Here is a 26153-nt window from a genome sequence, read left to right on the forward strand (position 1 = left end):
CCATGGATTACGGACACACACTCCGGTTCGGCACCTTCGTCACCCCGACCGCCGCACAGCCCCAGGGTGCGGTCCAGCTCGCGCAGCTCTCCGAGTCGCTCGGCTACGACCTCGTCACCTTTCAAGACCACCCCTACCAGGCGTCGTTTCTCGACACCTGGACTCTGATGTCGTACGTCGCGGCGGCGACCACGCGCATCCAGATCTCGCCGAACGTACTGAACCTGCCCCTGCGTCCGGCGCCGGTCACGGCCCGCGCGGCCGCGTCGCTCGACCTGCTGAGCGGCGGGCGCTTCAACCTCGGCCTCGGCGCCGGCGGGTTCTGGGATGCGATCGAGGCGATGGGTGGGCGCCGCCTGACCCCGGGACAAGCCGTGGATGCGCTCAGCGAGGCCATCGACATCATGCGCGGCACGTGGGCGGCTGGCGAACGCGCGGTGCTCAAGGGCGGGGAGTACTACCCGGTCAACGGGGCCAAGCGCGGCCCGGCCCCGGCGCACGACATTCCTATCTGGGTGGGCGCGTACAAGCCGCGCATGCTGCGGCTCACCGGCAAGAAGGGTGATGGATGGCTGCCGAGCCTGCCGTATCTCAAGCCGGGCGACCTTCAATCAGGAAACGCGCGCATCGATGACGCGGCGGCCGAGGCGGGGCGCGATCCTGCGGAGATCCGCCGCCTGCTCAACATCACCGGCACCGAGAGCCTCGACCAGCTCGCGGGCATGGCGCTCGACGATGGCATCGGCACGTTCATCGTGATGGGCGACGACCCCGCGGTGCTGCAGCGCTTCGCCGAAGAGACGATGCCGCAGCTGCGCGAAGCCGTCGCCGATGCCAGGGCGACGAGCGGGATCGTCGCGACCGACAGCATCCGGCCGGCCCGCGCGATCGCGCTGAGGCGCGAGGGCATCGCCTACGACGAGCTGCCCGAGTCGCTGCGCGAGAGTGCGATCGAGCCGGGAGACACGGCGTACGCGGGAGTGCGCTCCACTTATATGCGTGGAGGTGCGCCCGGCCTCGTGCTGCGCCCGCGCGACGTCGACGAGGTGCGCGATGCCCTGTTGTTCGCGCGACGGCACGCGTCGCTGCCGCTCGGTATCCGCAGCGGAGGCCATGGGATCAGCGGTCGCAGCACCAACGACGGCGGCATCGTGATCGACCTCAAGAACCTCAACGAGATCGAGGTCGTCGACCCCGAGAAGAGGCTCGTGCGCGTCGGCCCGGGCGCGCGCTGGATGGACGTGGCCGCCGCCCTGCAGCCCTTCGGCCTGGCGCTCTCGAGCGGAGACTACGGCGGGGTCGGCGTGGGCGGACTCGCGACCGCCGGCGGCGTCGGCTTTCTTGGCCGCGAGCACGGACTCACGATCGACCACATGGTGGCCGCCGATGTGCTGCTCGCCGACGGAACGCTGGCACACACCTCGGCGACCGAGAACCCCGAGCTGTTCTGGGCCGTGCGCGGCGCCGGCGCGAACGTGGGCATCGTGGTGTCGTTCGACTTCGTGGCCGACGAGGTGGCCGACGTCGGATGGGCGCAGCTCGCGTTCCAGGTCGACGACGCGGCGCAGTTTCTCGAGGACTTCGGTCGTCTTCAAGAGGAGTCGCCGCGTGACACGACCCTGTTCTTGATTCTGAGCGGCGGTCGCCCCGCCGAGCCCGCGACCGCGCAGATGTACGGAGTCGTCAACTCCTCTGACCCCGACACGATCATCGCGCGCCTGCAGCCGTTCGCGGAGCTCGCGCCGTTGGTGGGTCAGCAGGTGCAGCTGCTTCCGTACGCCGCGGTCATGGCGAACGCCTCGGATGTCGCGCACAACGGCCAGGGCGAGCCGTCGTTCCGCTCGGGGTTGGTCGAGCACCTGGATGCGCCGACCGCGCGGGCCGCGGCCGCTCTGGCGACGTCGGGTTCGGCGCCGTGGTTCCAGATCCGCCCGGTGGGCGGCGCGATCAACGACGTGGCCCCGGATGCGACGGCCTACGCCCACAGGTCGGCCAACTTCTCGATCACCTCGGTCGGGAGGAGCGCGCGCTTCGAGCAGCTCTGGGACTCGCTGGCTTCGCATTTTGACGGGCTGTACCTGAGCTTCGAGAGCAGAACGGGCGAGCAGATCGTGGCGCAGGCATTCCCGCCGGCGACGCTGGCGCGCCTGAGGGAAATCAAAGCTGAGGTCGACCCGGATTTCGTCTTCAGAGACAACTTCGGGGTCGCAGCGGAGCCGGCTCCTTTGGGCTGAGCCCCCCCCCTGCGCCGCGCCCTGCTCGACAGGCCCGTCGACCGACCGAACTCTCACACGGAAGCGCGTCGGGTTCAAGCGGCTGCGGCCAGTCGACTCGGGGTGCGAAGCTGAAGCGCGCGACCCTCTGAAAGGAAACACCATGCTCACGGTTCTGTTCATCGGCGGCAACGGCATCATCAGTTCGGCATGCAGCCGCCTGGCGGTCGAGCGAGGCTTCGACCTGACTCTGCTGAACCGGGGTCGCGACACGACGCGGCCGCCGATCGATGGCGTCGAGACCATCGTTGGCGACGCGACGGATGCGCAGAGCATGCGCGATGCTCTCGGCACGAGAACGTTCGACGTGGTCGTCAACTTCCGTGCGTTCAGCCCCGAGCAGGTGAGGGCCGACGTCGACCTCTTCCGCGATCGCACCGGCCAGTACATCTTCATCAGTTCGGCGTCGGCCTATCAGAAGCCCGTGACCCATTTTCCGATCGTCGAGTCGACCCCTCTCAGAAATCCGTTCTGGCAGTACTCGAGAGACAAGATCGCGTGCGAGCGGGTGTTGATGCAGGCGTTCGACGACCACGACTTTCCGGTCACCATCGTGCGCCCCTCTCATACCTACGACCGCACCCTGGTGCCCCTCGACGGCGGCTGGACGGCGATCGAACGCATGCGGCAGGGCAAGCCGACGCTGGTGCACGGCGACGGCACCTCGCTGTGGACGCTCACCAATCACCGAGACGTGGCTCGCGGCCTGGTCGGCCTGCTGGGTCTCACGCGCAGCATCGGCGACGCCATCCACATCACCGGCGATGAGATCCTCACCTGGGACATGATCGCGAACGAGCTTGCGGCCGTCGCCGGCACCACGACGCAGCTCGTGCACGCGGCGTCGGCGGAAGTGGCGCAGGCCTTCCCGGAGTGGGCGGATGGAATTCTCGGCGACAAGGCGCATTCCCTGATCTTCGACAACAGCAAGATCAAGGCCCTGGTTCCAGACTTCGTCGCCAGCGTGCCGTTCTCCCTCGGCGCCCGAGAGATCGTCGGCTGGTACGACGAGGACCCGATCAGGCGGGTCGTCGACCGCGAACTCGACGCTCGACTCGACGCGTTCGTCGCCCGAGTCTCGGATAGAGCGTGATGAGAATCTTCAGGGTGTAGAACCCCATTCTCCGGTCGTGCCGAGCAGTAGCATCGGCTCATGCGCCGCATTCTCGACGACGGTCACTCGAGAGGTGAGCGGGAACCCTTCGAGGAGTTTCGGCCGTCCAGGGCACAACAGAAGCAGGAGTCGAAGCGAGTGCGACCCGTCGCAGTGCTTCCCGCCCTGGTTCTTGTAGCGGGCGCCTGTGTCGGCGTGCTGACGGCTACCGACCGCGGTGGTGCGCTGGTCATCTACCTCGGTCTGTTCGGCTTCAGCGGCGTCGTGGCGGCGGTCATCCTCGCCGTCTTACTGCCTCGCAACCGACGATTTCTGGCCAACGCGCGCATCCGGATCTCCGCTCGCGCGATCGAGTACACGAATGCTCGAGGCAAGGTGATCGCATTCGACCGCGCCGATGTGTCATTGAGTGCATTGCTCGCGCCAATCACGCCCGCCCCCAACAGCGAAGGAATCACCCTTCCTGCCTCGCTGATGTTGTTCGTATCAGACCAGACACAGTCACTTCGGCTTCGCGGTTCGGACTGGGAGATCGAAGGCCTCAGGGCTGTTGTGGACGCGGCGAATACCCGTTTCGACCGGTCAGGCCGCGAACACGGCGCCGGAGCGCTCAGCCCCGGGGAGGTCAACGAACTGATTCCCGGAACGATGAGTTTTCGCGAGACCCATCCATTGACGTTCGCATTGCTCATCGGCTTCGGGTCGGCCGCCCTGCTGGTTCTGATCGTCGTCGGGATCGCGATCGCCCTATAGAACTCAGTGCTGAGCCCTACGGCCGCCCGTCGGTAATCGTCAGGACCGCGGCGAAGATCAGCACGATCGGAACGAAATAGGCGACGAAGTAGGCCGTGACACCGACAATGTTGAGCAGGACGGAACTCACGCGCCACCTGCGCTTCTGTTGAACGAAGCGCCGACCGCTACGGGCGATGAGCGGAGCGGGCACAATGGCGAGAGCACCCTCCACGCCGGGCCGCATGGCGGCCGCGCGAACCGGCGAGGCGGCAGTCTCTGCCGGGGTGCTCCCGAACGCGGGCAGAAGCGAGCGATGCGGTCGGGGCAGCCGCTCGTCGACGAAACGCTCTGTTCTGCGAATGAGTCGCGGAACGACCCTGTCGATCAGCGTGTGCACCGAGATCCAGGTCTGTGCGTCGGTGAAGTCCGTAGGTGCTGCAGTGAAGAACACCAGGGTGTCTTTGACGATCTCGACGTTGTAGTCACCGGCGTACTCGACGAGGTCGGACATCACCTCGGACGAGAGCACGTAGAGGGCGTCGGCGCGGTCGTCCACGGGCGCGTAGGTCACGAACGCCCGGTCGAACTCGCTCTCGAGGGAGATGCGTTGTAACGGCTCGTAGCCCGGAGGAAGATCGCTGCGCGACGTGTTGTTCGAGGTGGAGTCGAGCACGAGGTGCGGCAGCGGGGCAGGCAGGGTTACTGCAAGGTAGTGCCAGGTCGGGCTGCCCGGTCGCGTGGTCGTGAGAGAGCCGAATTCGAGACCGGATGCCGTGAAGCGCGGGTTCTCGATCACCGCGTCGCGGTCTGCGGTGATCATCGATGTGAACGTCGCCCTCTGCGACGGCTGCGGCTCGAAGCCGTTGGCGAGCGCTGTGAGGTTCTGCCGCCACTCTGTGACGGTCGCCTGCGAGCTGGTTTTCCTGCGGATTTTTAGCGCAACGCCGGCGGCGATGACGATCCACACACCGAGGATCCCGAGCATCCAAGCCAGGCTGCCCCAGTCGCTGCCGAGCACCTGACCGTCGTGCTGATTGTCGATCACGATGTCGATCGAGATGAGCGCAATGGCGAGGTACCAGAGCATCGATGCGGCGTTCAGTTGGCCGAGCATCTTCGAGCCGGTCGTCGTCCACGGGATTCCCGATTGCCGCAGGTGTGCGGCCTTGGCGCGAAGCACCCTGCCGTCGGGTTCGCGCAACCACTCGAGGTAGAGCGGTTGGAGGGGCACCCGAAAATCCTACGCGGCGTCCGGTCGGTCGGCCGTCAGAGAGACGGGTTGGCCGCCTTGATCGCGATGAGCTCTGAGTAGAGTCGCAGTTGTGAGCACCACGCGCAGCCGCAAACGGCTCTTCCTGATCGTCGCTCTTGTCGTCATCGCCGTGCTTGCCCTGCTGTACGCGGCGCGTGTCGCAATCCTCTTTATCGACGCGACCGAAGGAGACGACGTGCCGCCTCTGTCATCGATCCCTCTTCCGACAGGTAGCGAGGTCACGCAGGTCAGCACCGGGTGCGGTTCTGGCGGATGCTGGACGCTGGTCACGGTGCGCCCGCCCGACGGAACTACGCCCGAAGATCTGAAAAATGAGTTAGGAACGACGCCTCAATCGCGCCTACCCGGTTCGTTCTGGGATCCGCGCACCGTCTCACTGACGTCGAAGATTGAAGGTCCCCTTCTCGTGATCAAAGCCGATTACTTCTCTGCGGAGTACGTGCCCTAGCAGCCGACCCCACGCGACGCGACGCGTCGCCGAGTCGCCGTTCGACTTGGCGCAAATCGACCTAACTGCACGGTTTCGGGTCGATTCGCGACAAGTGGGTGGTGCTTGATGTCGAGAATCTGCCGTGCCCGTCCCCGCCGCCTCTGTCGCCGACCGCTAACGCTGATCGTCGGTGGGTTCGAGCGTCTTGCGTGCCGCAGCGGACTCTCGTCGTGACCGCCAGAACGCCACGTGTCCAGCCAGCCCCGCTATGAATATCGCCGCGACGCCGACCGCTCCGATGACGAACCACACGGGCGGATCGGGCCACAGTTTGGAGAGGGAGATGGCGACCAAGGTGAGAGCGCCGACCAGAGAAAAAGTCCAGCGCGAGGCGATGAGGTAGTTGGTGATCCGTGGTCGCATGATGCCTCTTTCTGATCTGTTACACGGCCGAGCGCGGTCAGAGGCCGCGCTTCTTCATCCACAGGTTGACGGGAATGGCGATGACGCCGACAGCAACGAGGGCGAGGTTGCAGATCACCAGAACGCCGTCGTCTCCGGCAAACGTGAACCCATTCCGCGCCGCCATCACGATTCCCACCACGATGCAGACGTACGGCAGGATCTCACGAAGGGGATTGAATCCGAGACGTCGAAACCTCTTCGGGGTCGAGTTATCGTGACCGCGATCTTCACTCATTCATGCAGTCTTGCAGGCATGAGCGCCGCGATGAAGCCCAGCGGGCGACTGTCGACGGGGTCGTTCGCTCGCACGTTGGCCGGCGCTAGGCCAGCCGAGCCCGCCGCAACCGAGCTAGCGCCGCACTCCTCGAATAATCTTGAGCCATGGACGCTGCCGCACAGCACTTCGCCCGGTCGAGCATGGAAGCCGGCCGTCGCCCGGAAGACGTGGTGCAGTCGCTGGTGAGTGCTGGCTGGCCGCCGCAGACCGCCTGGGATCTGGTCCGCTCCGTTCAGCCGCCACCGCAGTCCGATCCGAGACTGTGGATGGTGATCGCGAGCTTCGCGCTCGGCTTGGTGTTCGTGCTCGTCGACCTGAGCATGTTCTTCTCGATCTTCACCGCCCCGGGCGGTCCGCGCGCGGTACTCGCCCAGTTCACCGACGAAACGCTGCCGATCGGCCCCTGGCTGATCACCACCCTGGTGCTGTGGGTGATCTCCACAGTCTTGATCGTCATGCACTCGGTGCTCGGCCGCCGCCAGCCCAAGGTACGCCGTCGGGGTCGAGTTCTGGCGGTCATGAGCTGGGTTCTCGTGATCGGCAACCCGATTCTCGCTGTGGTCACGGGCATCCTCGGCGTGGTCGTCTACTTCGCCCTCGGAATCATGTGCGGCGAGGCCGTCAGCCAGGACTGCGGCTTCTGAAGCTCTGCCCGCCTGGCGAGGCCCCGCGCTCGTCGCCGAGTTGGCGCACATCGACCTAACTTCGCGAATTTACGTCGATTTCTGACACACGGGCGGGGCGTGAAGGGCCACCGCGATGTCGCACCGGCCGTGGCCACGAAGACCACGGCCGGTGCGTGCATCAGGATGCGGTGAGTCGGCGACGCCGTCGCAGCAGCAGGCCGGCCCCGGTCGCCAGCGCGAGCACGGAGAGTGCAGCCGCGAGGGCGAGGGGAGCGGTCGACATGCCTGTGTCGGCCAGCGGCCGGGTCGAGCTCGCCTGCGGTGAGACGAAGTTCTGCCCGATCGCGCCGTTGCCCAGCTCGCCGCCTGAGCCGGAGCCAGAGCCAGATCCGGTTTCGGGTGTTCCGGTTCCCGGCGAACCCGACCCGCTGCCGGGCCCGGTTCCGGGATCGACCGGAGTGGGAACATCCGGAGCGTCTGCCGTGATCGCCGCCACCCGCACTCGCGCGCCCAGGCCGAGCATGTCGTTCACGTCGACGCCGGTCACCGAAAAGCCGTCGGCCGCGCCCTTCTGCAGGTTGAGCGTGATCACCGCGGATCGTCCGGCGAGCTGCACCACCGTGTTGGGTGCGATCTCGCCAGCGGGGATGGTCTGGCCGTCCACGGTTCCTCCGCCGGTGGTCATGGTCGCGCCGGTCTTCGTCAGTGCCACGCGGATGTTGCTGAGCGACACCTCGAGACTCGACCCCGGGTAGAGCGTGAGCGAGTCGACCTGGGCCGTCGCGGTGTCCGCGGCATTGGATGCGCGTGCTCCGGTCGCCGAGATCTGCCCGGCGACGCCGTCGGTCACGGTCGCGACCTCGAGCTGAGCGGCGCCGAGGGTGGCTGCGTCAGGCGAAGCAGCCGACGAAGCCGTTTCAGACGAAGCAGTGTCAGGCCGCACCACGTCGGAGTTCGCCACGGCGTTCGGCGCCTTCGCGCTCGCGGCGGCCGCGGCAGCGGCATCCGGTGTCACGAGAGCGACGGGCGACACGACCGAGGGGCCGGATGCGCTGAGCGCGTAGGCGTAGCGGCTCGGCAGCGGCGAATCGGGCTGGGGCGTCGGCTCGGGGTCGGGCGTGGGAACCGTGCTCGGAGCCGACCACCTCACCGTGCCGAGCGCGACCGACGGGTAGGTTCCGGTGAGGTCGGTGTAGTGCACGGCCGTGATGAGCACGCTGCCGTCGGGCTGCGCGACCCGCTCGTTGAAGCGCACGGTCACGCGCGGGGTGCCTTGAGCGTCGAGGCCCGTATAGAGGTCGGTTCCGGTGTTGATCCAGACCCCGTTCACGAAGAGCCCCGAGTTCGAGCCCGGGAACGACACCACAGAGCTGCCGTCTGCGGCCACGTCGAGCGCGAGCCCGTACACGCGGAACGCCGACCACATGTACTCGCCGACCGACGAGGTGTCGGGCACCTGCGTGAAGCTGTCGATCAAGACCTTCGCGGCGCTGTCGTCGGTGCGGCTGACGGTGACGCCCTTCGCGGCGATCGGCGGGGTCGGGGCAGAGAACGTGGCGTCGGTCTTGGTTCCCGAAGCGGTGAGGCTGGGCTCGCCCGCCACGATCGGCGTTCCATTCGGAGCGGTCACGGTGATGCCCGACACGAGTGCCGGGGTGGTGGCCGGCGCAGCAGGGGTGCAGGCGACCTGGCCGAGCTTCACTCGCCAGATCTCCGACGAGCCGGCCTCGGCCTCGATGCGCAACGCGGTGGTCTGAGAACGACCCGACGCATCCGTTGTGCGCTCGCCGATGTAGAGCTTGGTGGCGCCCCAGGTCGACGACACGGGCAGGTCGACGGTGTAACCGGTGGCGATGCGTGCCGGGTCGAGGGCGTCGACGCCGTTTACCGTGAGGGTGTCGAACGACACGGTGCTCGATCCGTCGGCGGTGCACTCAGAGGTGAGTCCGGTGAACGTCACGGGCACGCGGTCGCGCAGCTGGAACGTTCCCGACGCGATCGTCGAGCGAGCCCCGTCAGATGCGGCCCGCGAGACGAGCCCCTCGGTGCGCGTAGTGTTCAGCTTGTAGAGGTCGCCGGTGGAGGCGGCGTTCTGCGTGACCGTGTCGCCCGAGGTCCAGTCGGCGAGCGGGGTGGAGGCCTGCAGGGTTCCCCCGTCGGAGTCGAGCATCTGCACGCCGAAGGCGCTGTTGGCAGGGCCGGACTTGGTGGCGGCCGTCTTGGCTGCGGCCTCAACGAGGGTCGCGCTCGCGGTCGAGGTTCCGGATGCCGCGGGTGCGGCGATCGCGGTTGTCGCGGCGGTCGCCGTGAAGCCGAGCGCGAGCATCCCCGCGAGGGCCGCGGCGGTCACGAGCCGCATGGAGCGGGAGGTGCGTCGAATCATTTCTGTGCTCCGAACTGGTCGAGAAAAGTGGTGCCGCGGGGAATGCCGAGTCCGGTGACTCTGTCCCAGCCCGGCCCGGACTGCAGGGATTGGGGCTTGGTGTCCCACATGTAGAGGGTCTCGAGCCAGAGCGCGCCGGTCGACGGCGAGCGGCGGAACCACGTTGCCGCCGACGCCGGCTGCACGTCGGTGATGGCGGTCGAGCCGCTGAGCGCGTAGAACGAGGGCGTGGCGAGGCCGACGTGAACGCCGTTGCGCACCTTGGCGATGGCGACCATCGAGGCGACCATGGGGGTGGCGAGGCTCGTGCCGCCGTGCGGTTCGGCGCTGACGCCGCCGTTCGACGGCGCGTTCACGATGAAGCCGGTGTTCGGGTCAGACAGCGACGCGACATCCGGAAGCAGTCGCTTGGTTCCCGGCTGAGCGATCTTGTCGCGCTGCCAGGAGGGGCGGTCGTAGTAGGCCGACTCTCCTCCGCCGGCGCCGTAGATGAAGCCGGGCGGAACGATGGCTCCGTTGCGGGCGAACCGGGTCTGCGTCTCCCAGCCGGCCTCGACGGCCACGCTGTTGTCGGCGTTCAGGCCGATGCTCATGCCGCCGACCGCGGTGACGTAGGGGCTCGAGGCGGGCGACGCCACATCCGTGCCGTCTTGGTGGTCGCCGGCCTGGCTGTAGTCGCCGTCGTTTCCGGTCGAGGCGAAGATCGAGATGCCGCGCGAGGCGCCTTCGACGAGCACTCGCGTGAGCAGGGTGCGGTCGGCGGCGGTGTCGAGCTCTTCGGGAGCGCCGAAGGAGAGCGAGATGACGTCGGGGGCGCCGTTCTCGGGGGTGCCACTCTCGACCGCGTCGAGCAGTCGCAGGTAGAGCGACTGGGCCTCGCAGGTGTCGCTTCCCCAGTAGACGATGTTCGCGTCGGGTGCCATCGCGTGCACGGCCTGCACGTCGAGGTGCTGCTCGACGGTCCACGAGCTGGGGCCACCGCAGCGGCTGTTGTTCGGGTTCGCCGGGGCGTGGTGCGTGTATTGCCCGTCGCGCAGGGGCTGCGCTCCGGCCTTGCTGAAGTAGGCGTTCGTGTTGGCCTCGACGGTCGCGTCGTCGAAGACCCCCACGATCGCGATGGTCGCTCCGGCGCCCGTGGCGTCGTCCGGCAGCTGGTGGATGGCGCGCAACTGCTGCGGACCGTAGCCGCACAGCGCGTTGGAGCGGTGCTCGACCGTGACCGACTCCGGCCACTCGGAGCTGAGGGTCTGGCCCCAGTAGGCGGCGCAGTCGTCGCTGGTGATGGGAGCGGTGGCGGCGGGTGCTGCGGCTGCGGGTGCGGTGCCGGCGGTTGTGGCTGTGGCGCTCGCGGCGCTGGCCGATGTCGCCGACGCGTCCACGAGCGTGGGCTGCATCGCATCCGTACTCACGAGACCGGCGACGGTCTCGATGGCCGTCAGGTCAGCGGGCACCGACAGATCGGTGGTGGGCACAACGGCCGTGCGGCCATGGATGTCGGTGGTTGCGAAGGTCGTCGAGAAAGCGCGGGCGAAGTCGTCGTAGGAGCCGCTGATCGACTGGCTGCGCACGCTGTCGTGCTGGTCGCCGAGGTCGAGTCCGGCGGTGACGAGCCACGTGCGGGCGGCCGAGATGGATGCGGTGTCTGCGTTCTCGGTGAAGAGCACGACGGCCGAGGTGACGCCGTCGGGGGAGGTGGAGTCGCCGCTCGGCGCCGCGGATTTTGCCCAGTCGGGAGCGGTGTCGGGCAGCGAGTGTCGAGCGTCGGAGGGGGATGAGGTGCACGCGGTCAGAATGCCCGCGCACACGACCCCGACGATCAGGAAGGTGGATGCAGACATCACCGACCCGGGGGAACGCAAAGAGCGCATAGAAGTACTTTCTCGATCAGAGTGTGAAGTGGCAGAGGAGCCGATTCGAACTCTAGCTGAGAACTGTTCTCATTAAACAATTGGCGGCATTCTGGCGCTGATCGAGTAGCGATCGCGAGGAACGAGCACCGCGTATCGAGATCACCGCACCATGGTCTCGATACGCTTCGGCCGCGGGCGGCCTCGGGCTACTCGACCGGCGCAAGCACCTCGTTGATCGAGTAGCTGCGAGCCTGTCGAAGCGTCGACATCGCTCAGGGCGCTCCGCTACCTGCAGGGCTAACGGAGCACGATTTGAGCGCCACGCCGCCACTCCGGCATGCGGCTGCGGCGTGTCGTCCTGATCGTGCTCCGTTAGCTCGCTTCGATGATCCGCGCTCGGGCGCCACGCGCATCCATTGCTGCCCAAACGCTCTGATCCTCACGAATCAGAGCGTTATGAGACGAATGGATGCAACCGAGGCCCCCGACCGCCGCCTCCTACTCGATGCGCCCCGCGAAGCGGTAGCGGAACCCGTCACCCGTGTCGGCGGTGATGATCACGTCGTAGTACCCCGCGGCATCCAGGGGCCAGGCGAACCGCTCGGTCTGGCCGACCGCTACTGTGACCGACTGCGTCTCGTCGACGAAGTCGTTCGCCGCCAGGGAGTACGTGACCGGGGCGTTGCCCTCGTTCGCGAGCTCGAGCCGCAGCGACCGGCGCTCGCCCCGCACGGGATTGCCCGCGACGACGGGCACGGCTCCGGCGGCGCCAGCAGCGCGCACCGTGCCGGCGAAGCGCCGCAGAAACCGGTCGGGCCCGTACACGCTGAAGTCGTACGTGCCACCGGTGGCCGCAGCACTCCAGGTGTAGGTGGCGGAGCTGCCCGTGGCCAGCGTGAAGGGCGTCGACTCGAACGGCAGATGCGCGTTGGCGAACACCTGGTGCGAGAAGCCCTGGTGTCCGGTGTTCTGCATGGTGAGCGTCACGGTCGCGGCGGCCCGGTCGACCTCGACGTTGGCGTGCTGCCGGTACGGAAGCGGCCGGTGCTGGGCCGTGCCGGCATCCTGCACCGGCATTGCCTGCGCGCCGATGGCGGGCTCGCGAATGTTGGGCTTCGCCATGTCGGCGTCTGCGGCGGCGACGAGCTTCTGCGTCACGCTGAGCGGCGGCACCTCGGCCGCGGTGGGCAGCGAGAAGTCAGGGTTCGCGAAGTCGAAGCACGAGGTGAGGTCGCCCGAGATAGTGCGTCGCCAGGCAGAGATATTGGGCTCGTGCACGCCCGTCCAGGTTTCGAGAAATCGGATGACTGACGTGTGGTCGAACACCTGCGAGTTGACCCAGCCGCCCCGGCTCCAGGGCGAGACCAGCGTGAGGGGCACCCGGGTGCCGTAGCCGATCGGCAGGCCATCCACGTATTCGCCGGCCGTGCCGGGCTCGGCGAGCGGGGGCAGCATGTGGTCGAAGTAGCCGTCGTTCTCGTCGAAGTTGAGAATGAGCACGGTGCTCGCCCAGGTGTCGGGGTTGCTCATCAGCGCCTGCACGACCGCGTTCGTGTAGTGCGCGCCGTAATCGGGGCTCGCCGCCGGGTGCTCGCTGTAGCCGTAGGGAGCGACGACGTATGAGACCGCGGGCAGGGTGTTCGAGGCCGCATCCTTGCCGAACTCGCTCAGGAGATAGGTGACGTCGAGCCCGCGACCCGAGTCGGCCAGCCAGCCGTCATTCAGGCCGCCGCGCAGGGCGAGGTCGCGCACCGCCGGGTCTTTCGAGGCGAGGGCGTCGTGGTACTTCTGGAACAGCCAGAGCGGGTTGTCGCCGTAGTCGCCCACGTAGGGGTGGGTGCCGTCGTCGCCGACCTCGTTGTTGGCGTAGGTCTTGAAGGTGACGCCGGCCTTCTGCAGGCGCTCGGGGTAGGTGCCCCAGGTGAAGACGGGCTTGTAGTCGTCGGGGTTGTCGGTGGCGGGGCCGCCGTGGTCGCCCTCGGGGTTGATGGTTCCCGTCCACTGGTAGAGGCGGTTCGGGGTCGTCGGGCCGATCACCGAGCAGTGATAGTGGTCGGCGATCGTGAACGACGAAGCGAGCGCGTGGTGAAACGGCAGGTCTTCTTGGGTGAAGTACCCCATGGTCTGCTGCGTCTTGGCCGCGACCCAGTTGTTCCAGGCGCCCTTGTTCCAGGCGGTGTGGCCGCCGCCCCACGAGTGGTCGAGACCGCCGGCGTTCTGCGCGTTGAAGTGGGTGCTGTCGAGGGCAAACGGCAGCATCACCCCGCCATCTGGCCGGGTCGGGTCGGGCTGGGCAAACGCGTTGCCGCCGCTCGGATACTCCACCATCTGCTTGTCGCCGAAGCCGCGAACGCCGCGCAGGGTGCCGTAGTAGTGGTCGAACGAGCGGTTCTCCTGCATCAAGATCACGACGTGCTTCACGTCGATGATCGACTTGGTCGCCCCGGCTCGGGCGCTGGTCGCGAGACCGGATGCGGCTGCCGCCCTCTCGCCGAACGCTCCCGGCCCGGATGCGGCCGCGACCCCCGCAAGAATGGCGGCCGCCCCGCCGAGGAGGATGGAGCGCCGACTCAGGCCGGGCTTCACGTCGGCGTGATACGCCTTGGACTTGTCGAGGGGAGGCGCCGCATTCAGCGTGACGTCGGGGGCGTTCTTTTCGGGCTTGCTCGAGCTCATGATGCGCGTTCCTGCTTTCGGGTAGGCAGTAGTGCTTTTCGGGGTGTCGGCAGGCACGGGCAAGATGCCGCCGGGGTTCGTCTCCGCTGGGTGACGGAAGGGAATGACGACTCAACCCTCACCCCGAAAGGTGGACGGTCAGTTGCGGATGCCTAGCGCACGAGCAAACGCGCTTTGAATTGCTGGACTGGGCCCACTAATACTCGACTGCGCGTTAGCGACCGCTGAGGTCGTAGGGGTTCACCGCGGGGTTGCCGGCTCGGGCCGATCCCGTAGGGCGGCATCCAGCGAGAAGGTTGAATGTAATTCGCTCGTCATTCACCCATCTTGTGCCGCACTCGGGGGATGGCATCGAAATCCCCCTGCTCATAAAGTCGCACACATGGGTCTTAACTTCACAGCGATCGATTTTGAAACAGCCAACTTCGATCGGGGGTCTGTCTGTGCGGTGGGAATCACGAAGGTCGTCGATGGCGCGGTCGTGCAGAACGAGTCTTGGTTGGTGAAGCCTCCGACTGGTCTCGATTTCACCAATACCTATATTCACGGAATCGGACCTCAGCATGTGGTCGATGCTCCGTCGTGGGATTGGACTCTCGACCGTCTCCAAGCGCTGATGGATGGTGCCCCGCTCGTTGCGTACAGCGCGTTCGACAAGGGTGTCTACAACGCTGCGAACAAGATCCTCGATCTGCCGGATCGCGGGTTCGTTTTCTTGGATGCGTTGAGCGTGGTTCGTCAGCACGTCGCGTTGGATGGCTACCGCCTCCCTCGAGTGGTCGAGCATTTCGGTCTCTCGGATTTCAATCACCACGAGGCAGGGGCCGATTCGCTGGCTTGCGCCCAGATCGCGCTTGCCATTGCTTCAGAGACCGGCGCCGTAACCATCGATGAGCTGTGGCACAAGGTGACCGAGCGTAAGCGCGTAAGTCGTGCTCGCCCGTATCAAAAGAAGGCAGCTCTGCCGGGTGCGAATGTCGAGGCCGACCCGGGCCACCCACTTTTCGGCGAGGTCGTCTGCTTCTCCGGTGATCTCGATTCCCATACCCGCCCCGAGGCACAGAAGCTCGTAGCCGACTTTGGTGCTTCCGTATCATCGGGCGTCACGAAGAAGACGTCGCTCGTCGTCATGGGTGGCTTCGACCCGCGCACACTCAAGGCAGGTGCGACTCTCAGCTCGAAGGTCGAGCGCGCGATGGAACTCGCGAAGAAGGGCCAGCGTATCGAGATTGTGACTGAGCAGACTTTTCTCGAATTGATTCAGCTCTAGAGCGCTCGAGATAGCGCCAGGAAGTGTAGGTGGCGTCAGTTCGAGAGCCCTAACGTGCGGCGCCGGCCTTCGAACAGTACGTCGTGCCGCAGGTCGGTCAGCGGCCGCTGAGGTCGTACGGCTTCACCGCGGAGTCGACGGTCGTCAGATATCCACCGTCTGAAAGATCGGAGGGCACCGTGATCGTGCGCGTCACTACGGGGTTCGCGGTCGAGGTGTCGATCTGCGTGATCTGGCCTTCGCCGCCGCGGGTCACGAAGACGCTGCTGCCGTCGTCGGTCGCCGCAGTGAAGCGAACGGATGCCTTGCCCGCCGGCTGGCCGACGACCGGCCCGTTCTTGAGCGGGTCGAGCGCCACGGTCGTCTGCTCTCCGTTGAAGGCGCCGTCGTCGCCCTTCTCCACGAGCACGAGCGAATCGCCCGAGCCGGAGGTGAGCACCACTGCGGCGAAATGCGGCGTGACAGCGACGCGAGTGAACGAGCCGCTGCCCAGGCTCACCGTGGTCAGCTTGCCGGATGCCGTGGATGCGCTCGTGAGGTAGGCGGGAATGGTGTCCCACCCGGCGTCTTTCTCTGTGGCGCCGGCCTGCGCGCCCACGGCGGTCGCGCCATCCGGAGCCATGCGCGGCCGGTAGCTCTCGACGCTCGCCTGCGGGTACGACGAGAACTGGGAGTCGGTGAATCCGGTGGCGGTGACGCCGACGGTCTGCACGCCGGTGGCGAGATCCGAGCCGATCACGGTTCCCGCGGCGTTGACGATGGGGCCGTGCGGGTAGGCGTTGAGTGGAGTCGTGGCGACGGGCGTCGGATGCGTGTCGCCGCCCATGATCGCCGACACGGAGTAGGCGTCGAGGTGGCCGCCGGCGGTGACGACGAGGCGCAGCGGATCGCCGACCAAGAAGGTTTCGACCTCTTCGGTTCCGGTCTCGCCCGTGGTGGCGAGCGTCACCTCGGATGTGGCGATGTCGGCCGTCTGCTGAGTGTCTTTCTCGAGGTCGACGACGGTGACGCGCTGGTCGGTGGAGTCGTCGAAGTCGGAGCCGATGGCGACGTAACGCCGGCTCGTGTCGGTCGAGAGCCAGCCGGCACGCTTCCATCGCCCGTCATCGTTGGGGATCGCGTAGTGCTGGTCGATGGTCGCCTTGCCGCGCGAGCTGATGGAGAGGATGTCGAGCTGGGGCTTGGACTCATCCATGAAGGCGATGCGCCCGCTGCCGAGCTGCACGGAGCCCGCGTGGGTGCCCAGGGTGATGCCGTTCAGGGTGTCGGTGTTCTCGCCCGTGACGGCGTTGTTGATGTAGAGCTCTTTCGCCGTGGCATCGGCGGTGACGAGCCAGCTGTGGTCGGCGGGGGTTGGGGGAGTGGCTGACGTTGTTGTGGTGCAGCCGGAGAGGAGGAGGAGTGAGGCGGCGGCCAGTGCGGGGTAGAAAAGCGGGCGTGCGGGCATGGTGATCCTTGCAAGTCGTCGGTATGCGGCTCCTGAGCTTATCGAGAAGCGTTCTCAATAAGCGAATCGGATGCCTGCGCTCGGCGTGTGTCGCGCTGCCACAAGGCCCGCCCTTCCTCCGGCCGATCGAGCCCTCTGCGGTGATCGAGTAGTCGCGCGACGAAGGAGCCGACGTATCGAGATCTGTCACGACGGCTCACATGCAAAAACGGGAGCTCCGCCACTCGGCGAGGTTCTTGTTAATGAGTTCTTAGCTGACGAGCTCAGCCGTTTAAATTGGCCATCGCTTAGTCCGCTTTCTCCGGCGTGAACTGTCCACCGTTCTCACTCGTGAGCTGGTCTCGGATTGCTTCTGATGACATGGCCATCGTGTAGATCTCTACCTTCTTGCCGGTGATCCCTTGAGCATCGCGCACGATCAGTCGCTTAGTTGTGAAGACAGCTGAATCCCTAGATGTCCGGAAGGCGGCGACGGCCTGCTCGCCCTGTATCGAGAGCGGGTCGCGCCGTCCGGAATCGGGATCTCGTTTTGAACGGTCTAGGTGGTCGAAGCGGCGGCTTCCATGAGTGCATCTCGGCAGCGAGCAGTAGTCCAAATTGCTTGCCGCCCATCATCTCGTCAGTCCACAGGCGCCGTGTCTGTTGGGTGCCGACACCGTATATGAGCCGCCCGAGTCACTTCATTTCCGGGCCGATGGTCCGGCGATTTCCCGCGGGTCTACTATCAGGGGGCAGGCGTCCGCGCATCTTGCGCATCCGGGCTTGCTTCTCTCGACAACGCAAGTTTTGGATTCTGACCTAGCTCTGGCGATCTCATAGTCGGCACTAACTGCGTTTGCAGTGCCGTTGCCGAGGTCGATTATGTGAGCCGCAACTCGCGCAGCTTCGACAGCTTCGATCGTGGAAGCGCTTGTGGGCACACCGCCCGTGTGTTCCTCGCGCGTCACGGCAGCCAGGATGTGGGCCGCCCCTGCTAGCCCCATGAGCGTTGCGCCGATTGCGGAGCTGATGTGATCTTGTCCAATCGCGGTGTCCGTTGGGATCGGGCCGAGAGGCATGATCGGGTATCGTGACGCCGCTAGCCGTCGCGATACCTCAGTAATTGACCTCGGAGACGCATGCCCTGGAGATTCAATTACGACCATTACGCCCTCGCGATGAAGTTCATCAGCTAGGGCGATTTGACTCGCAATTTCCGCTTGTTGGGTCAGGTCGTAGGAGTCGAATATGTTCGCGGAGCGAAAGCTCGCCCCGAGGCTGAGCGCAACGCCATGGGACAAGGCGAGTTCGATGAGGGACGGAAGTATCTTCTGATAAACATTGTCGGTTGAACCCGACATTACGAGGTCTCTAATAATGATTCCTCCGCCGCGAGAAGTCCAGGGCACCAACCGTTGTTGCGCCGAGGCGATTAAGTGCGCAGTTGGGGTTGGATGGATCGTAAGCATTCGTGCGCCGAGTCCGACGGCCGTTCGGCACCGGTCGAGCAGCTCAACGGGATCTATCGCACCGCTGCGCTTTCTCACGCCGTATATGGGCAGGGCCGAAGCGATGAATCCCCGATCCACAATCTCGGGAATTAGCTCCGGAGTGGTCCGTGTAATCGACAGATCGGCGACAGCGTCCGGGCCGTTCGTCATGGCCCGTAGTGCATCGAGCTTGAGAATTTGGGAGGGGGTGGAGCCGCGACTACTGTTCCCGATCAGCGCCATGACTCGAGTCGGTTTTCCCGGGCCGGCCTGCATAGTCCGAATGTCATCCGGGGAAGTGATGCGAATAGTGCTCATTCGCCGAGAACTCGCTCGACACAATCGACAACGGCCTCTACGGTTGGCAAGTCCGTCGGAAATCCCGATAAATAGCTCGGTGCTAGCCGGGCGAGATTCGTCGCTATGACCTTATTTTTCATAAGTTTGATTGCACTTCCGGTTCTACTCAATGGAATGGGGATGATCGTGCACCCCAATTTCAAAGCAGCCGCCACTTCCGCTGCAGTTCCCATGCCTCCGTCAAAAGCTAGAAAGATGCGACAGTCGCGGAGTAAGCCTGAACGCCAACTCATTAGAGTCTCGAGCAGCTCTGTGTCGTTGGCCAGCGCCGGATCGTAGGCGTAAGGATTCGGATACAACCTAATTCGGGGCCGGATGTCTTTGTGCCCTCGGATTATCGCGGAACTGAACCCGTTCAACACATCTCGCCCCATGCCTTCGGACTGTCCGTCGAGCAAGACAACTTCGGGATCCAGCGTTGCCAACCGAGACCCTAATTCGACCGCGAAATCCGCATTGACCATGTGGCTGCCCGTGGGAAAAATAGTACGACCGCGTGAAAGGAGAACCATTTGCGCGAGGAGCGCTTGAAGCTCTGAATGCGAATCTAATAGTGCACAGCGAATGCCTACTCGCCGCAGTTCGTCCACCCAAAGTTCTTGACGCCGTTCCAATTCAGCCGAGCGTTTTTCCTTCGTCGTCAACATGAAGTGCTCGCGCGTGTCGCCGTTTGTGAGAAGCCGGACTTGCTGCATGACAGTGCGGATATCAGGATCCGAGTAGCTGTATCCGAGAAATAAGAATGAGCGGTTCATCATGTCGTGTCTAAGTCGCTGGACGAGCGCAGGCCGACGAGCTTCCAGCTCGTCATAATCCTTGGTCGTGATCACCATGCCCGATGGATTGCTGCGGACTCTGCATCCATGGATCTTGAGAATCTCAACGTGTGAATCGAGCCGACGAACAGTCGCGATGTCTGAGTCTTCGACCCGGACGAGTGCCGTGCCGGACCCGTACGCCTCTTCGAGCAGTGTGTCGTAGTTCGTCGTCCAGATCGTATTAATGCCGCAGTTGACAAGCACCTTATGAAGCGTGTTTGGGCCCGAAGTTTTAGCGGTGAGATCTCTGATCTCAGACACTAAAGGCCCCCGATTTCCCATGCTGGCGTTAATGACGTATTGGGCAATCTCCGGGAGGTTGTCGCTGTCTCGAAGAACGATCCCGAGGTCCGCAGCTTGCGCGCTGAACAGAGTCGACCAAGACGGCGCACCCGAGGGTACTGACAGTCCGGATCCAACGAACAAGCCCGCATCGCCGCGGGATATCGCCAAGGAGAATCGCTCCACAACGTCGGATGGTGTCAGCATGATGCGAGCATAAGGCGTGAAGGAGCACACCTGACGGCGACCTCCGGACCAGTCCAATGATTGAAGCTCCACCTTCATGGAGAAAGAGACGTTCCAATGTTGATTGCCGCGCACCTGATTGGGCGGGTGGCGCTGCAGATGCCGGGACACACTCGGTGCCTGTGCTGATTGTGGCCCTCGATGGCCGTGACAGTGCAATTGAGCTACACAGATGGGCGCTATTCGGGTCGATAACTTTTTAGCCCTGATCGAGAAGTGATCGCGTGGAACTAGCACCGCGTATCTGGATTACGCTCGATTCGGCTATCCAAAAGGCCAAACCTTTCTGGCGTGTCCGAGCGCGAGGGGACATCGGACCATCGTTACATGGGTGGGAGTGGACTCAGGGCGAGAGTGGCGGCGACTTTCTGAGCATGGGTGCGAGCGATGAGTACGTGCGGGTGTTCTTTCCGCAGGCGATGACCAGACGGAAGTGTCGCTGCCGCTTTCTGACGTCGGCTGGTGGCCGACGCTCAACGGTGCGCCGGATGCGCCGATCCGAAATCGACTTCGTTCCGTGCGAGGCTGCGATCGCCGGGTGTTTCGTCTGGCCCGAGATAACTGAGGCGCGTGCCCCATAGGTGGGGTGTTGGTGCGCTCATTCATTGAGTAAGTTTCACTAAGGGCTAAGGCCCCCGGGGGTTCGAAGTTGCCTTGCGGCAGAGCCAGACGCTCGCCTCAATTTTGAGTACGCAATCGAGAGGTCGAATTCCAGTGCCAGTTGGTTACAGGGCTATTTTCAGGATCGCTCCAAATCAGGACGCGGTGGACGTCGCGGAGTCTTTGCTTCGAGGCTGGCTCCGCGAGAAGCTATCGAAGAATCGTCGAGGCACTCTTTCGACAGCAGATTGGGATGGGCCGGGCGTCCACGTTCTCGGTCCGGCGGCTGAGCTCACCGTTATTCACGCGGATCATGAGTCCGATGCGAGCAAACGCAGGCAATACAGGTTTGTGGAGACGAATGCCGGCGGTACTTGGTCCGTGTCAATCTATGGACTGGCGTTGCCAAACTCACGAGACCATACTCAGACGCTCGTCATTGAGGCGGGACTAGAGGATGTCGACGAGTCCGAAGCCATAATTCGAGTTGACCCACCGCGCATCGCTCGACACCTCCTTGAGACCTTTGACGTTCGGGATGGCCAAACAGTCCTTCATGGTTCACCGAAGAAGATTCGAAGCGCTGATGCGGACGAAATCTACGATGCCATCGCTGACCCTTTCAGGACCGCATCCGTGATTGTTGCTGTCTCTCCTGGTGAAGACTTGGACGACAGGTGGACAGAAGTTGTAAAGAGTCTGACGAGGCAAAGCGTTGGCGTCGCGACCGCCTTCGTGGTTTCGGCAGCTGCCTACCCTCAATTTTCCGCCCTTCTGCCCGCCTCACATGCCGTCAAGCCTGGGGAAGTTAGAACGTTCGGGCCGCGTGCCGTACTGACGGATTCGAATGACTCTTACAAGCATCGAATTCTGGGACCGGCAACACTCTCCAGGTCAATTAGAGGTGGGCGGGTCCAGGGGCACCTCCCAAATGTTCATGCAGAAACTGCCCGGTTGAGATTCGCGCAAGCAGAACTGCCGGGTGACATACGCAGAAGCCTGGAAATTGTTTCGCGTGCGGCTCTGCTGAGTGACCGGTCGCGTGAGGTTGAGGATCGTGTTCGCAGATCGATCGTAGAACCAACGAACGACGGCATGGACGATGTGAGCCCACTACCCGTTGTGCCTTCATCGGTAAAGCCAGCGGTTGACTTTGAACGCGCTGCCGGACCTGGCCTGCTCGCTCGACTTGGGCTCGTCATGAGGCGGTGGCTGAAGCGCGACTCTGTGGACGTCGAGAGCGTTGAGGCACTCGACTCGATGCTTACTTGGAAGTCGGAGGAGGTCGCTGTCGCACTCGAGCAACTCGACGAGGCGGGGCGGGAGCAGTCAGAACTTGCGGATAGGGTGGCCGCATTGCAACAAAGGTCAGCAGACCTCGAACTCGACCTGGCAGTTGAGAGCGCGAGAGTTATTGAACTCGAGCGAACAGAACGGTTCTATCGCGAGCGCCTCAAGGAGGCTAAACGCTTCGATGACCTAGTAGTCGCAACGGATCCTGTTGAGTGGGGCTCTCCAACCTCCGTTGAGGAGTTGGTGAATCGCCTTACCGATGGGGAAGGGGAACACCAGGCGCGTCAGTTCGTGGAATTTACCGGGCCGATCGCGAAGGCCTTGGAAGTCGACAAGCGTGACAACCTCGGGCGCTATGCAAAGCTTCTTTGGGAATACATCAGGGTGCTTCACGACTACGCCTCGCTCAGGTCGTCTGACTCTATCGCTGGAAGTGTTCACATGTATCTGACAAACGATGACGCCCCGGCCGGCCACAAGTGCGCTCCGTCAAATCATGCTTCGACCGAAAGTGATCCTGTTCTGAACACTCCTGCGTGGAGGCGTGAGCGAGTACTGCCTGTGCCCGATCAAGTTGACTCATCGGGGTTTGTTCTTATGGACGCGCACTTCAAGATCTCTAGTCGAGACACCTTTGCGCCACGAATGCACTACTTCGATGACACGGCTAACTCGGGCAAGATCTACGTCGGTTATATCGGGCGGCATCTGACGAATACGAGTTCATAGTCCGATGACTTGTGGTGGGTCCATTGCATGTGTCGTCGGGATGTCAGTTCGTAACTTTCATACCGGAGCGGCGCGCAAATGAGGGGTAAATTCTCCACCTGGAACTGCGTGCGACTACTGGATGGGGCTCCTCGGGTTTACGTTCAAAGTAATCAAGAAGGCCGCAATCCTTGATCGCTCCCGCCTAATAGAGTCAGAACAAAACCGCGGATGGCGGTAAATCCAAAGAAAGCGAATTGCCCCTAAATGTCGCAGCAGAACAACGCCAACTTCATCTGGTCGATCGCAGACCTCCTCCGTGGGCCCTATAAGCCGCATCAATATGGTGCCATCGTGCTTCCGTTTACCATCCTTCGGCGGCTCGACGCCGTACTGGAGTCGACTAAGCAGGCCGTTCTCGATGAGGCCAAGAAGCGGGCAGATTCCGCATCAGCGAATGTGTTCCTCGCAAAGGCCTCCGGCACCGGCTTCTATAACACCTCCGCTTTTACTTTGCAGTCGCTCATGGGCGACCCCGCCGGAATCAAGGCAAACCTAGTTGATTACATTCACGGTTTCTCGGAGAACGTGCGCGACATCTTTGAGCGCTTCGAGTTCGAGAAGCAGATTGAGAAGCTTGATGCCGAGAACCTGCTGTATCTGGTGACACAACGCTTTGCTGCAGTGGACCTGCACCCCAACAAAGTGACAAACATCGAGATGGGCCTCATGTTCGAGGAGCTCATTCGTAAATTTGCTGAGACCTCCAACGAGACCGCGGGCGAACACTTCACGCCCCGCGAGGTAATCAGGCTGATGGTGAGTCTGCTCTTCATCGCCGATGATGAGGCACTCAACCAGAAGGGCGTGGTTCGGTCCATTTACGATCCGACGGCTGGGACGGGCGGCATGCTGTCGGTCGCCGACGAGTACCTGCTCGAGCACAATCCAGATGCCCGGCTTGTCATGTACGGCCAGGAAATCAACGGCGAGTCCTACGCCATCTGCAAGGCCGACCTGGTGATCAAGGGCCAGGACATCAACCACATCGTGCACGGCGATACCCTTACCGACGACGGCTTGACAGGTGAGACGTTCGACTATTGCCTCTCCAACCCTCCGTTCGGCGTCGACTGGAACAAGCAAAGGCCTGCCGTACTCAAGGAGCACGAAGACCAGGGCTTCAATGGCCGGTTCGGCCCCGGTCTTCCCCGCGTCTCTGATGGGTCGCTGCTGTTCCTCATGCACCTCGTAAAGAAGCTGCGGCCGAAGGCGAAGGGCGGTGGGCGAGCCGGAATTGTGCTCAACGGCTCGCCGCTATTCACAGGTGGAGCGGGCTCCGGGGAATCCGAGATTCGCCGCTACCTCCTCGAGAACGATTTGCTCGAGGCCATTGTGGCCCTGCCGACAGACATGTTTTACAACACGGGAATTGCCACGTACGTCTGGATTATCGACAACGATAAGCGCCCTGAACGCCGCGGCACCGTGCAACTAATCAACGGCGCCGGCTTTTCTCAAAAGATGCGCAAGTCCCTCGGATCGAAGCGAAAGAAACTCGGTTCCGACGACATCGCAAAGATCGTTCGGCTCTATGGCGATGCCGAAGGATCGGATGCTTCGAAGACGTTCTTGAATGAAGATTTCGGCTATTACACAATTACCGTTGAGCGCCCCCTCCGTCTGAATTGGGCACTCACCGCCGAGCGTCTCCAAGTCGCGATTGCAGCAAAGGGACTGGCGAAGCTCACCGAATCGGAAAGAGCATCGCTGATCAAGCTTGTCGAGTTCCCGTCGCCGGATGTCGAAACGACCCCCCTGACAGATCTCAATGAATTCACCCAGATGATCAAAACCCAGCTGACCGCGGCAGGCATCGGGCTCTCGGCCCTGCAACTCAAGACACTGGTCTCCGGGCTCTCCGAACGAGACGAGAGCGCACCGATCATTACTGACACCAAGGGTAATCCGTTGCCCGACACTGACGCCCGCGACACCGAGAATGTTCCCCTCCGCGACGACATTCAGGAGTACCTCGCTCGTGAGGTGTTGCCGCACGTCCCGGATGCATGGATCGATGAATCGAGGACCAAGATTGGCTACGAAATTCCATTCACTCGACACTTCCACCGGTACGTGCCGACACGCCCGCTGGAAGAAATTGACGCCGACCTGAACGCTCTCATTCGGGAGATCACGGATCTTCTGAACGAGGTTGAGGCGTGACTCCGAAGCGCTATCCGACTTACAGGGAATCAGGTATTGAATGGCTAGGAGCCATTCCACAGGTATGGAAGACGGCGTCGCTCAAACGGAACACATACATCAAGGGACGCGTTGGTTGGAAAGGGCTGACTTCGGACGAGTTCGAGATCGAATCCGATGCCTACCTCGTAACCGGGAGCGACTTTAGTGGTCGAGTCATCGATTGGACGAAGTGCTATCAAGTTACGTTGCACCGATACGAAGATGATCCATTCATCCAATTGAGGAATGGGGATTTGCTCATCACAAAAGATGGCACGATCGGCAAGACAAGTCTTGTTGACCGCCTGGACAAGCCCGCGTGCTTGAACAGTGGAATCTTTCTTGTGCGACCGTTGGCCGACTACACTTCTGATTTTTTGTATTGGGTTCTTAATTCGACAGTTTTCCGCCACTTTGTTGAGTTAACGTCTTCTGGCTCCACAATTCAGCACCTCTATCAGAACGTTTTTGAGACATTCGCCTTCGGGTTTCCGGGCTTAGATGACCAGTATCAGATCTCACGCTACCTGGATGCGCAGACGGTGAAGATCGACTTGCTAATCGAGAAGCAGGAGCGTCTGATCGACACTTTGGTGGAGCGGAGGCAGGCCCTCATCAGCCACGCTGTCACCAAGGGCCTCGATCCGAATGTGCCGCTCAGAGAAACTGCCTACGAATGGATCAAGTCAGTTCCCGTTCATTGGAAAACGGCCCCCTTCATCAGGCTCGCCACGAGTCAAGTGGACTATCGTGGCGCAACGCCGACTAAGACGACTGAGGGCATTCAGTTGCTGACCGCACGGAACGTAAAAAAGGGTTACATCGATCGAGAATCATCTCGCGAATTCGTCGCGGAGTCTGAATACAGCACGATCATGCGGCGAGGGCAGCCTGAAATCGGCGATGTCCTGTTGACCATGGAGGCACCGCTCGGGAACGTCGCGCTTGTAGATGATGTCCGAGTGGCACTTGCCCAGCGGATAGTGAAGTTCAGGCTCGACCCGGGACGTCTTCTCTCAAAATATGCGAACTATTTGCTCAACGGATATGAGTTTCAGCAACAGATTCTCAGTAAGGCGACGGGGTCCACAGCGCCCGGTCTTAAAGCGAGCAAGTTGATCGAACTCATGGTTGCGGTCCCTCCCCTGGAGGAACAGAGGTCGATAGTTGAGATGCTCGATTCGGCGACGGCCAAGATAGATGCGCTTTCGGCGAAGGCGCGCGAGATGATCGACGTGCTAAGAGAACGTCGGCTAGCACTCATCACCGCGGCGGTAACGGGGAAGATCGACGTGAGGGGGCTGTCCTGAT

At 63.2% G+C, this 26153-nt stretch carries 19 protein-coding genes; 9 read left to right on the top strand and 10 right to left on the bottom strand.

Going from position 1 to position 26153, the window contains the following annotated elements; translation table 11 throughout:
• The first annotated feature begins 2 nt into the window (after nt 1–2).
• The 3 genes from CCK87_RS10225 to CCK87_RS10235 all read left to right on the top strand — a co-directional run bounded on the left by CCK87_RS10225 (nt 3) and on the right by CCK87_RS10235 (nt 4140).
• The gene (locus CCK87_RS10225) at nt 3–2234 is read left to right on the top strand and encodes an LLM class flavin-dependent oxidoreductase (RefSeq protein WP_086461364.1); all 2232 of its coding nucleotides are present in this window, start codon (nt 3–5) and stop codon (nt 2232–2234) included.
• A 142-nt stretch (nt 2235–2376) separates the two neighbouring features.
• A complete protein-coding gene (locus CCK87_RS10230; RefSeq protein ID WP_086461365.1) occupies nt 2377–3366 on the top strand; it encodes an NAD-dependent epimerase/dehydratase family protein in 990 nt (329 codons plus the stop codon).
• 60 nt (nt 3367–3426) lie between these two features.
• Nucleotides 3427–4140 carry a hypothetical protein gene (locus tag CCK87_RS10235; protein WP_086461366.1) on the top strand — a complete coding sequence of 238 codons (714 nt, stop codon included), beginning with the start codon at nt 3427–3429 and terminating at the stop codon, nt 4138–4140.
• 16 nt (nt 4141–4156) lie between these two features.
• On the opposite strand, the gene CCK87_RS10240 is transcribed toward CCK87_RS10235, so the two are convergent.
• Nucleotides 4157–5353: a hypothetical protein gene (locus tag CCK87_RS10240; protein ID WP_086461367.1), complete on the bottom strand. Its 1197-nt coding sequence runs from the start codon at nt 5351–5353 to the stop codon at nt 4157–4159.
• A 91-nt stretch (nt 5354–5444) separates the two neighbouring features.
• Between CCK87_RS10240 and CCK87_RS10245 the strand changes: the two genes are divergently transcribed.
• Entirely contained in the window at nt 5445–5843 is a 399-nt protein-coding gene (locus CCK87_RS10245) for a hypothetical protein (protein WP_086461368.1), read from the top strand.
• A 156-nt stretch (nt 5844–5999) separates the two neighbouring features.
• Here the strand turns inward: CCK87_RS10245 and CCK87_RS10250 are convergent, their stop codons facing one another.
• Both CCK87_RS10250 and CCK87_RS10255 read right to left on the bottom strand, forming a co-directional pair.
• Complete coding sequence (locus CCK87_RS10250; protein ID WP_086461369.1) at nt 6000–6248, bottom strand: hypothetical protein; 249 nt, start codon at nt 6246–6248, stop codon at nt 6000–6002.
• Between the two features lie 37 nt (nt 6249–6285).
• A complete protein-coding gene (locus CCK87_RS10255; RefSeq protein ID WP_086461370.1) occupies nt 6286–6525 on the bottom strand; it encodes a hypothetical protein in 240 nt (79 codons plus the stop codon).
• 146 nt (nt 6526–6671) lie between these two features.
• Between CCK87_RS10255 and CCK87_RS10260 the strand changes: the two genes are divergently transcribed.
• Nucleotides 6672–7211 carry a hypothetical protein gene (locus CCK87_RS10260; protein WP_086461371.1) on the top strand — a complete coding sequence of 180 codons (540 nt, stop codon included), beginning with the start codon at nt 6672–6674 and terminating at the stop codon, nt 7209–7211.
• A 160-nt stretch (nt 7212–7371) separates the two neighbouring features.
• Here the strand turns inward: CCK87_RS10260 and CCK87_RS10265 are convergent, their stop codons facing one another.
• The 3 genes from CCK87_RS10265 to CCK87_RS10275 all read right to left on the bottom strand — a co-directional run bounded on the left by CCK87_RS10265 (nt 7372) and on the right by CCK87_RS10275 (nt 14102).
• The gene (locus tag CCK87_RS10265; protein ID WP_140162811.1) at nt 7372–9576 is read right to left on the bottom strand and encodes an LPXTG cell wall anchor domain-containing protein; all 2205 of its coding nucleotides are present in this window, start codon (nt 9574–9576) and stop codon (nt 7372–7374) included.
• Nucleotides 9573–11444, bottom strand: a complete 1872-nt coding sequence (locus tag CCK87_RS10270) for a S53 family peptidase (protein ID WP_249273838.1) — start codon at nt 11442–11444, stop codon at nt 9573–9575. Before CCK87_RS10270 ends, CCK87_RS10265 begins: the two co-directional genes overlap by 4 nt.
• 480 nt (nt 11445–11924) lie before the next feature.
• Entirely contained in the window at nt 11925–14102 is a 2178-nt protein-coding gene (locus tag CCK87_RS10275) for a phosphocholine-specific phospholipase C (RefSeq protein WP_086461373.1), read from the bottom strand.
• Between the two features lie 382 nt (nt 14103–14484).
• Here CCK87_RS10275 and CCK87_RS10280 point away from each other — a divergent pair, with 382 nt between their 5' ends.
• Entirely contained in the window at nt 14485–15372 is an 888-nt protein-coding gene (locus tag CCK87_RS10280) for an exonuclease domain-containing protein (RefSeq protein ID WP_086461374.1), read from the top strand.
• 97 nt (nt 15373–15469) lie between these two features.
• Here the strand turns inward: CCK87_RS10280 and CCK87_RS10285 are convergent, their stop codons facing one another.
• From CCK87_RS10285 to CCK87_RS10300, 4 genes are all read right to left on the bottom strand, one after another.
• The gene (locus CCK87_RS10285) at nt 15470–16819 is read right to left on the bottom strand and encodes a hypothetical protein (RefSeq protein WP_086461375.1); all 1350 of its coding nucleotides are present in this window, start codon (nt 16817–16819) and stop codon (nt 15470–15472) included.
• A 287-nt stretch (nt 16820–17106) separates the two neighbouring features.
• Nucleotides 17107–17415 carry a PH domain-containing protein gene (locus CCK87_RS10290; RefSeq protein ID WP_249273839.1) on the bottom strand — a complete coding sequence of 103 codons (309 nt, stop codon included), beginning with the start codon at nt 17413–17415 and terminating at the stop codon, nt 17107–17109.
• Between the two features lie 84 nt (nt 17416–17499).
• A complete protein-coding gene (locus CCK87_RS10295) occupies nt 17500–18606 on the bottom strand; it encodes a phosphomethylpyrimidine synthase ThiC (RefSeq protein ID WP_349289992.1) in 1107 nt (368 codons plus the stop codon).
• Nucleotides 18603–20105, bottom strand: coding sequence for an SIR2 family protein (locus tag CCK87_RS10300; RefSeq protein WP_140162812.1), 1503 nt, complete (start codon nt 20103–20105; stop codon nt 18603–18605). The genes CCK87_RS10295 and CCK87_RS10300 overlap by 4 nt, the downstream gene beginning before the upstream one ends.
• Before the next feature lie 603 nt (nt 20106–20708).
• On the opposite strand from CCK87_RS10300, the gene CCK87_RS18010 reads away from it, so the two are divergent.
• The 3 genes from CCK87_RS18010 (at nt 20709) to CCK87_RS10315 (ending at nt 26152) form a co-directional block, all read left to right on the top strand.
• The gene (locus CCK87_RS18010) at nt 20709–22616 is read left to right on the top strand and encodes a hypothetical protein (protein ID WP_140162813.1); all 1908 of its coding nucleotides are present in this window, start codon (nt 20709–20711) and stop codon (nt 22614–22616) included.
• A 246-nt stretch (nt 22617–22862) separates the two neighbouring features.
• Nucleotides 22863–24821 carry a class I SAM-dependent DNA methyltransferase gene (locus CCK87_RS10310; RefSeq protein ID WP_086461378.1) on the top strand — a complete coding sequence of 653 codons (1959 nt, stop codon included), beginning with the start codon at nt 22863–22865 and terminating at the stop codon, nt 24819–24821.
• Complete coding sequence (locus CCK87_RS10315) at nt 24818–26152, top strand: restriction endonuclease subunit S (RefSeq protein ID WP_086461379.1); 1335 nt, start codon at nt 24818–24820, stop codon at nt 26150–26152. The genes CCK87_RS10310 and CCK87_RS10315 overlap by 4 nt, the downstream gene beginning before the upstream one ends.
• Nucleotide 26153 lies beyond the last annotated feature (1 nt).

Origin of the sequence: Agreia sp. VKM Ac-1783, assembly GCF_900177765.1 — a bacterium.
Classification (GTDB): Bacteria; Actinomycetota; Actinomycetes; order Actinomycetales; family Microbacteriaceae; genus Agreia.